At 65.0% G+C, this 6,887-nt stretch carries 7 protein-coding genes; 2 read left to right on the top strand and 5 right to left on the bottom strand.

What is annotated here, in order from left to right; all coding sequences use genetic code 11:
- Both CYU89_RS18090 and CYU89_RS18085 read right to left on the bottom strand, forming a co-directional pair.
- Nucleotides 1-825: MFS transporter (locus tag CYU89_RS18090; RefSeq protein WP_296282923.1), on the bottom strand; the 825-nt coding region annotated here is incomplete at its 3' end.
- Nucleotides 826-836: 11 nt separating this feature from the next.
- Nucleotides 837-2,219 carry a DcaP family trimeric outer membrane transporter gene (locus CYU89_RS18085; RefSeq protein WP_296282922.1) on the bottom strand — a complete coding sequence of 461 codons (1,383 nt, stop codon included), beginning with the start codon at nucleotides 2,217-2,219 and terminating at the stop codon, nucleotides 837-839.
- Nucleotides 2,220-2,540: 321 nt separating this feature from the next.
- On the opposite strand from CYU89_RS18085, the gene acs reads away from it, so the two are divergent.
- Nucleotides 2,541-4,484, top strand: a complete 1,944-nt coding sequence (gene acs, locus CYU89_RS18080; RefSeq protein ID WP_296282921.1) for an acetate--CoA ligase — start codon at nucleotides 2,541-2,543, stop codon at nucleotides 4,482-4,484.
- A 106-nt stretch (nucleotides 4,485-4,590) separates the two neighbouring features.
- Nucleotides 4,591-5,259, top strand: coding sequence for a response regulator transcription factor (locus tag CYU89_RS18075; RefSeq protein ID WP_296282920.1), 669 nt, complete (start codon nucleotides 4,591-4,593; stop codon nucleotides 5,257-5,259).
- Between the two features lie 35 nt (nucleotides 5,260-5,294).
- Here CYU89_RS18075 and CYU89_RS18070 read toward each other — a convergent pair whose 3' ends face one another.
- The 3 genes from CYU89_RS18070 to CYU89_RS18060 form a co-directional block, all read right to left on the bottom strand.
- The gene (locus tag CYU89_RS18070) at nucleotides 5,295-5,687 is read right to left on the bottom strand and encodes a Na+:solute symporter (RefSeq protein WP_296282919.1); all 393 of its coding nucleotides are present in this window, start codon (nucleotides 5,685-5,687) and stop codon (nucleotides 5,295-5,297) included.
- 73 nt (nucleotides 5,688-5,760) lie between these two features.
- Nucleotides 5,761-5,997, bottom strand: coding sequence for a hypothetical protein (locus CYU89_RS18065; RefSeq protein ID WP_296282918.1), 237 nt, complete (start codon nucleotides 5,995-5,997; stop codon nucleotides 5,761-5,763).
- A gap of 399 nt (nucleotides 5,998-6,396) precedes the next feature.
- Nucleotides 6,397-6,735: a hypothetical protein gene (locus CYU89_RS18060; protein WP_296282917.1), complete on the bottom strand. Its 339-nt coding sequence runs from the start codon at nucleotides 6,733-6,735 to the stop codon at nucleotides 6,397-6,399.
- Nucleotides 6,736-6,887 lie beyond the last annotated feature (152 nt).

The following is a 6,887-nucleotide window of genomic DNA, read 5'->3' as shown; positions in this document are numbered from 1 at the left end:
CTGCAGGTAGAACAGCGCGTAGAACTGGCCGGCGTACCAGACCACGGCCTGGCCGGCGGTGGCGCCGAACAGCACCAGCAGCATCAGCTTCAGGTTGCCGCCCTTCAGCGAATCGCGGAACGGCGTCTTCGAGCCCTTGCCTTCGGCCTTCATCTGCTGGAACAGCGGGGATTCGCTCAACTGCAGGCGGATCCACACCGAGATGCCCAGCAGGATGATCGACGCCAGGAACGGAATGCGCCAACCCCAGGCTTCAAACGCCTCGGTGCCCAGCGACAGGCGGCAGGCCAGGATCACCAGCAGCGACAGGAACAGGCCCAGCGTCGCGGTGGTCTGGATGAAGGCCGTGTACAGGCCGCGCTTGCCGTCAGGCGCATGCTCGGCCACGTAGGTCGCCGCGCCGCCGTACTCGCCGCCCATCGCCAGGCCCTGGGCCAGGCGCAGCACGATCAGGATGACGGGCGCCGCCATGCCGATCGATGCGTAGTTGGGCAGCACGCCGACCAGGAAGGTCGAGATGCCCATGATCAGGATGGTGACCAGGAACGTGTACTTGCGGCCGATGCGGTCGCCCAGGCTGCCGAAGAACGCCGCGCCGAACGGACGGACGAAGAAGCCCGCCGCGAATGCCAGCAGCGCGAAGATCATGCCGGTGGTGGGATTGACGCCGCTGAAGAACTGCTTGGCGATGATCGCCGCCAGCGACCCGTAGAGATAGAAGTCGTACCACTCGAACACGGTGCCGAGGCTCGAGGCGAAGATGACCTTCTTGTGGCCCTTCGTCAGCTCGCCCTTCGACGAATGCTGCACGGACGTGGAACTCATGTGGATTCCCCTCAGAATGTGTACTTGACGGTGGTGTGCAGACGCTTCAGGTCGCCCTCGCGGTCATCCTCGAGCGAACGCCGCCCGTAGATGAGCTCCGCGCCGATATCCAGTTTCGGGAACGGCGAATAGATCAGGTTGGCGTGCATGGACTGCGTGCGCTCGGTGACGCCGAAGCCGGTCAGCGCGGCGTCGTTGTCGAAATGCGAGGCCGCATACATCAGGTTGGTGCGGATCTTCGGGCTGAACACGTGGCGCCAGGCGACGAAGCCGCCGTAGCCATCCAGTGCGCTGATGTCGCCATTGGCTTCGGTCACCACGTCGCTGCCGACGCCGAAGGCGAGGTAACGGCCGATGCCCTGGCCGGCATTCAACGCATAGCGGATGTCGTCGCTCTTGCCCAGGTTGAACTTGCCCGACACGCTGACGGACGCGCCGGTGTCGGTTTCGTCCAGCACCTTGAACTGACGCACCATGCCGGCGACGGTGAAGTGGCCCCAGTCGCCCTTGGTCAGCCAACGCGCGGTGACGTCGGGCATGGCGTTGTCCCCGCTGTTGAAGCGGGCACCGGTGCGGTACGGCGTGACGGTGGTCTGCGGGTTCTCGGCCGAGAACGACCACGGGCCCTTGGTGTAGCGGACCTGCGCCTGGCGCACGAACACCGTGCCATCGGTGGGACCGACGAAGTCGACGGCGTCCGGCAGCGCGGCCACGTCCATGAAGTTGGACCAGGTCTGGCCGGCCAGCCAGTTGTTCCAGCTGACGTACGCGTGGCGAAGGCTGACGGCGTAGGTGTTCGTCGCGGTCTCGTTGCCGGCCAGCGCATTGCTGCCGCCGCCGAAGAAGTCCATCTCGACGAAGCCCTTGAACTTGTCGCCGCTGTCGGTCACGTGGTCGGCGCTCAGCCAGAAACGCGAGAACTGCGCGTGGAAATCGGTGTACGCATCGCCACCATCGGCGCCCGCACCGGCCACCGGAATCGTGCTGGGCACGTAGAACAGGCGCCCCGACGAGCCGTCCGCGATGCGGCCGTCGCTGGTATCGGTGGCCATCGCATCCATCTTGATGAAGCCGCCATAGGAGAACGTACTTCCCGGATTGGCGGCGGTCAGGATGGTGGTGCCCTGGATCGGCTGCTTGCCGGCGGGCAGGGCGGCGGGTGCGGCGGCCTGCTTGGCCTGCACCTGCGTCACCTGCTCCTGCGTGGTGGCGATCTGGGTCTGCTGTTGCTGCTGCGCGGACAGCAGCAGTTGCACCTGCCGCTCAAGATCGGCGACGCGCGCCTCCAGCGCTTTTTCCTTGGCGGTCTGTGCGAACGCCATCCCCGGCGCGATCAAGGCGACGAACAGCGCGGCAGCCAGCGGCCGTCGCGCGATTGCGGAACGTTGGGTCATAACCCCTCCCGAAAGGTTGATGGCCGCGTTGCGCGGCTGGAGGGAGACTTGCCCCTGCGTGCCGGCACCGCCTATTCGCCATTAGTCGTAACGGCAGTGCAGCAAACGCAAAGCCCTGCAAAAACAGGGGTGCGACGCTCCGTCGCGGCGCGCGCCGCGCGCGCTTTACGACCATCGTCTAATCGCGATGCTGCAATGCCGCACGCCGGTATGCGTCAAACTCGAACCCCCGGATGCGCCGGCGCCGTTACCCTGGAGGCGCGCCGTCCGCCCTGCTTGCTTCAGAATCGACGCATTACTTGAACGTCCCGGGAGGACCTCATGACTGACCTGTATCCGGTCAAGCCGGAATTCGCCGCCAAGGCCCGCATCACGCGCGAGCAGTACCAGCGCGACTACCAGGCCTCGATCGATGATCCGGACGCTTTCTGGGGCAGGGCCGCCGAACGCCTCGACTGGTTCAAGAAGCCGACCCAGATCAAGGACGTCAACTACGCGCTGGATGACTTCCACATCCGCTGGTTCGCCGACGGCGAGCTCAACGCGAGCGTCAACTGCCTGGACCGCCAGCTGGCCGAACGCGGCGACAAGGTCGCGTTGTTGTTCGAACCCGATGGCCCGGATTCGCCGTCGTATGGCGTGACCTATCGCGAGTTGTACGAGCGCACCTGCAAGCTGGCCAACGCGCTGCGCGCACTGGGCGTGCAGAAGGGCGACCGCGTCACCATCTACCTGCCGATGATCCCCGATGCGGCCGTCGCCATGCTGGCCTGCGCGCGCATCGGCGCCATCCACTCGGTGGTGTTCGGCGGCTTCGCACCGAACTCGATCGCCGACCGCGTGTCCGACTGCGCCAGCAAGCTGATCATCACCGCCGACGAAGGCCTGCGCGGTGGCAAGAAGGTGCCGCTGAAGGCGAACGTGGATGCCGCATTGAAGCTGCCCGGCACGAACTCCGTCGAGACCGTGCTGGTGGTCCGCCACACCGGCGGCGCGGTGGACATGCAGATGCCGCGCGACCGCTGGTTCGACGCCGTCGTCGATGCGCAGCCGGCCGAGTGCGAGCCCGAGCGCATGAATGCCGAGGACCCGCTCTTCATCCTCTACACCTCCGGCTCCACGGGCAAGCCGAAGGGTGTGCTGCACACCACCGGCGGTTACCTGCTGTACGCGGCGTACACGCACGAGGCCGTGTTCGATCTGCGCGAAGACGACATCTACTGGTGTACCGCCGACGTGGGCTGGGTCACCGGCCACAGCTACATCGTCTACGGCCCGCTCGCCAACGGCGCCACGGCGGTGATGTTCGAAGGCGTGCCCAACTACCCCAGCGTGTCGCGCTTCTGGGAAGTGATCGACAAGCACAAGGTCACCATCTTCTACACCGCGCCCACCGCGATCCGCGCGCTGATGCGCGAAGGCGAAGCGCCGGTGAAGAAGACCTCGCGTGCCTCACTGCGCTTGCTGGGCAGCGTCGGCGAGCCGATCAATCCGGAAGCGTGGCGCTGGTACTACGACGTGGTCGGCGACGCGCGCTGCCCCATCGTCGACACGTGGTGGCAGACCGAGACCGGCGGCATTCTCATCACCCCGCTTGCAGGTGCGGTCGACCTCAAGCCAGGCTCGGCGACGCTGCCCTTCTATGGGGTACGCCCCGCGCTGGTCGACGCCAACGGCGAGCAGCTCGACGGCGCGACCGAGGGCAACCTGGTGCTGCTCGATTCCTGGCCGGGCCAGATGCGCACCGTGTACGGCGACCACCAGCGCTTCATCGACACCTACTTCCGCACGTATCCGGGCACCTATTTCACCGGCGACGGCTGCCGTCGCGATGCCGATGGGTACTACTGGATCACCGGCCGCGTCGACGATGTCATCAACGTCTCCGGCCATCGCATCGGCACCGCCGAAGTGGAAAGCGCGCTGGTCGCGCATTCGAAGGTGGCCGAAGCGGCCGTCGTTGGCTTCCCGCACGACATCAAGGGCCAGGGCATCTACGCCTACGTCACCCTGAAGGCCGGCGAAGCGCAGAGCGACGAATTGCTGAAAGAACTGGTGGCCTGGGTGCGCAAGGAGATCGGCCCGATCGCCACGCCCGACCACCTGCAGTGGGCGCCGGGCCTGCCGAAGACGCGGTCGGGCAAGATCATGCGTCGCATCCTGCGCAAGATCGCCGAGAACGCACCCGAGCAGTTGGGCGATACCTCGACACTGGCCGACCCGTCGGTCGTCGAATCGCTGGTCGCCGAACGCAAGGTGAAGTAACCGGCTGCTGGGGAGGGCAGACGGGCTGCACGGGGCGGGACACGCCGCCCTGTGCAGGCAAACGCATCAAGGATTACCCTTTCCCATCACGATGGATCGCACCGCCATGCCCACCCTGTTGATCGCCGACGACCACCCGCTGTTCCGCGAAGCCCTCCGCGGCGCCGTGCAACGGGTGATGCCCGGCGTGAAACTGCATGAAGCCGACAGTGTGGACGCGCTGTACGTGCTGGTCGATGCGCACCCGGATGCCGATCTGCTGCTGATGGACCTCAACATGCCCGGCGCGCACGGCTTCAATGCGTTGGTGCATCTGCGCGCGCTGCATCCGCAGCTGCCGGTTGTCATCGTGTCCGCGCGCGAAGAGCCGGCGGTGATGCGTCGCGCGCTCGACCATGGTGCGCTGGGTTTCATTCCGAAGTCGGCCGATTCCGACACCATCGGCCAAGCCATCGGGGCGGTGCTCGATGGCGAACGCTGGGTACCCGAAGAAGCGCACAACGCGCCCGCCACCAGCCGCGACGAGCAGGAAACGGCACAGCGCCTGCGCGACCTGACCCCGCAGCAGTTCAAGGTGCTGCAGATGCTCGGCGCCGGCCGGCTCAACAAGCAGATCGCCTACGACTTGGGCGTGTCCGAAGCCACCATCAAGGCCCACGTCACCGCCATCCTGCGCAAGCTGCACGTCACCAACCGCACCCAGGCCGTGCTCGCCGCCGGTCGCCTGGCGGTGGATCCGGACGGCATCGTGCTGCCGCCGGACGAGGCGGAATAGGGCGCGCCGCGGTCGTTGCGCCGATCCGCGCCAGGCTATCGACGCGGTGCCACCGACATGCCGAACAGTCGCATCACAGGCCCGGTCATCAGTGCGCCGACGATGGCGCACGGCGTGCCCCATAGCAGTACCGCCACGTAGATCATCGACGCACCGCCGCCTTGATAGGGACGCACGCAATCGGTGTAGTAAGCGAACACCAGCCACGGTGCGAACAGCAGGCAGGCGCCGGCGGCCCGCAACGGGTTAGCAGTGAACAGCGATATCACCGCCGGTAGCAACGGCACCAGAAGAAACATGCCCAGCACCTGCAGGAACGTCAGCAGCGTATGGTCGTAGCAGCCGGCGCTGTTGAAGGCCTGCAAGGCGATGACGAGTGCGATGGCAGCGATACCGCCGATCAGTGCGTGCTTGCGGGATATCCCCATGTACATCAGCTCCCTACCCGAGACGTGGTCGAAAAGTGGAGTGCATCGAGTCTGCCACGATCCTACAGCGCGGCTACTTGCCCCAGCGCGGCGGCTCGCCCTTCAGCCAACAGATCGCGATCAGCGCCAGCAGCACGGCCCACGTGCCGATCATGAAGGCGACGACGTGCCGGTCGGGTGGAAACAACAGGAAGACAGAGACCAGCAGCGCCAGGGACACACCATAGACCAGCCGCCCCTGCCATCGGATCGGCAAGGCCCAACCCCAGCCTGACCGTTTCGCCCGGAACCAATAGTCGTCCTTCTGCATGCAAGCTCCTGATGGCATATCCGAAGTTCTTCAGCACAGCATGCATGATCTGATGCATCGTGCGTGCGGCTTCGAGAACGATCACCGCCAATGGCTCTGGTTTGCCGTACTCAGCAGTCTGCGCGGCTCGTGTGCTACCGGCCCACCTTCTTCCTCAATCGACAAGGCTGCCCGGTGTGATGGCGAACGCCTTGTGTCTCTCCGCGACGCGGATCCGGTTCGCCTGAACTGTCAGGCTCGACTGGGATCTGTTGGCTCAAGCGAGCGACGGAGGCTTTGAAGGCATCGCTGTAGCGATGAATGGTTCTGGGGTCTGGCTTTGGCATTGGGACACTCCTGAGGGTTAGGTCAAGGTGTCCACTAAACCGTAGGAACTACCGATTCGGCTGGAATGAATTGTTAGGTGCCGGCTACTGAGCTTGGACCAGCACGCTCCGCAAGTTTGGCGTACGACCGGAACAGAAGAATCGTACCAGTCAAGCCGAGCGCGGCACCCGAAAAAACCAGCAAAGTAGAACCGCCAACTAACGCCCAGTACGCCGTCTCTCCGAGCTGCAGCACATAGAGAGGAATGGAAGCAGCGCAGTAAAGCACGCCAAGTGCGCTGCCAGCAGCCAGCCAGCGAAATGACGGATGCCCGTGTCGCCGGAGTGCACGAGCCTGAAGCCAAAGCATTGATGATTGAACGATAAGGACGAACGCGGAGGTGAGCGCGCCTATCAGTGCAGAAAATTCCATTTGCCGTGCCCTCCCCAAGGCACCTAACGCCTGAATTAAGCCGACCCGCGAAGCGGGTGGCAGTTCCTACGAAAAAGTGGACAGCGGTTCTCTAGCGGCACTGCTCGAACTCCACCGGTGATCGATAGCCCAGCGCCGAGTGCAGGCGCTGG

Source organism: Pseudoxanthomonas sp. (assembly GCF_002863005.1).
GTDB lineage: Bacteria > Pseudomonadota > Gammaproteobacteria > Xanthomonadales > Xanthomonadaceae > Pseudoxanthomonas_A.
Note: the sequence above shows the minus strand (reverse complement) of the source record. Positions and strands in the feature narration are given on the sequence as shown.

Bases quoted from the DNA above. Each gene is read 5' to 3' on its own strand.
- acs (WP_296282921.1), top strand. From the start codon at position 2,541: ATGACTGACCTGTATCCGGTCAAGCCGGAATTCGCCGCCAAGGCCCGC.
- CYU89_RS18075 (WP_296282920.1), top strand. From the start codon at position 4,591: ATGCCCACCCTGTTGATCGCCGACGACCACCCGCTGTTCCGCGAAGCC.
- CYU89_RS18060 (WP_296282917.1), bottom strand. From the start codon at position 6,735: ATGGAATTTTCTGCACTGATAGGCGCGCTCACCTCCGCGTTCGTCCTT.
- CYU89_RS18065 (WP_296282918.1), bottom strand. From the start codon at position 5,997: ATGCAGAAGGACGACTATTGGTTCCGGGCGAAACGGTCAGGCTGGGGT.
- CYU89_RS18070 (WP_296282919.1), bottom strand. From the start codon at position 5,687: ATGGGGATATCCCGCAAGCACGCACTGATCGGCGGTATCGCTGCCATC.
- CYU89_RS18085 (WP_296282922.1), bottom strand. From the start codon at position 2,219: ATGACCCAACGTTCCGCAATCGCGCGACGGCCGCTGGCTGCCGCGCTG.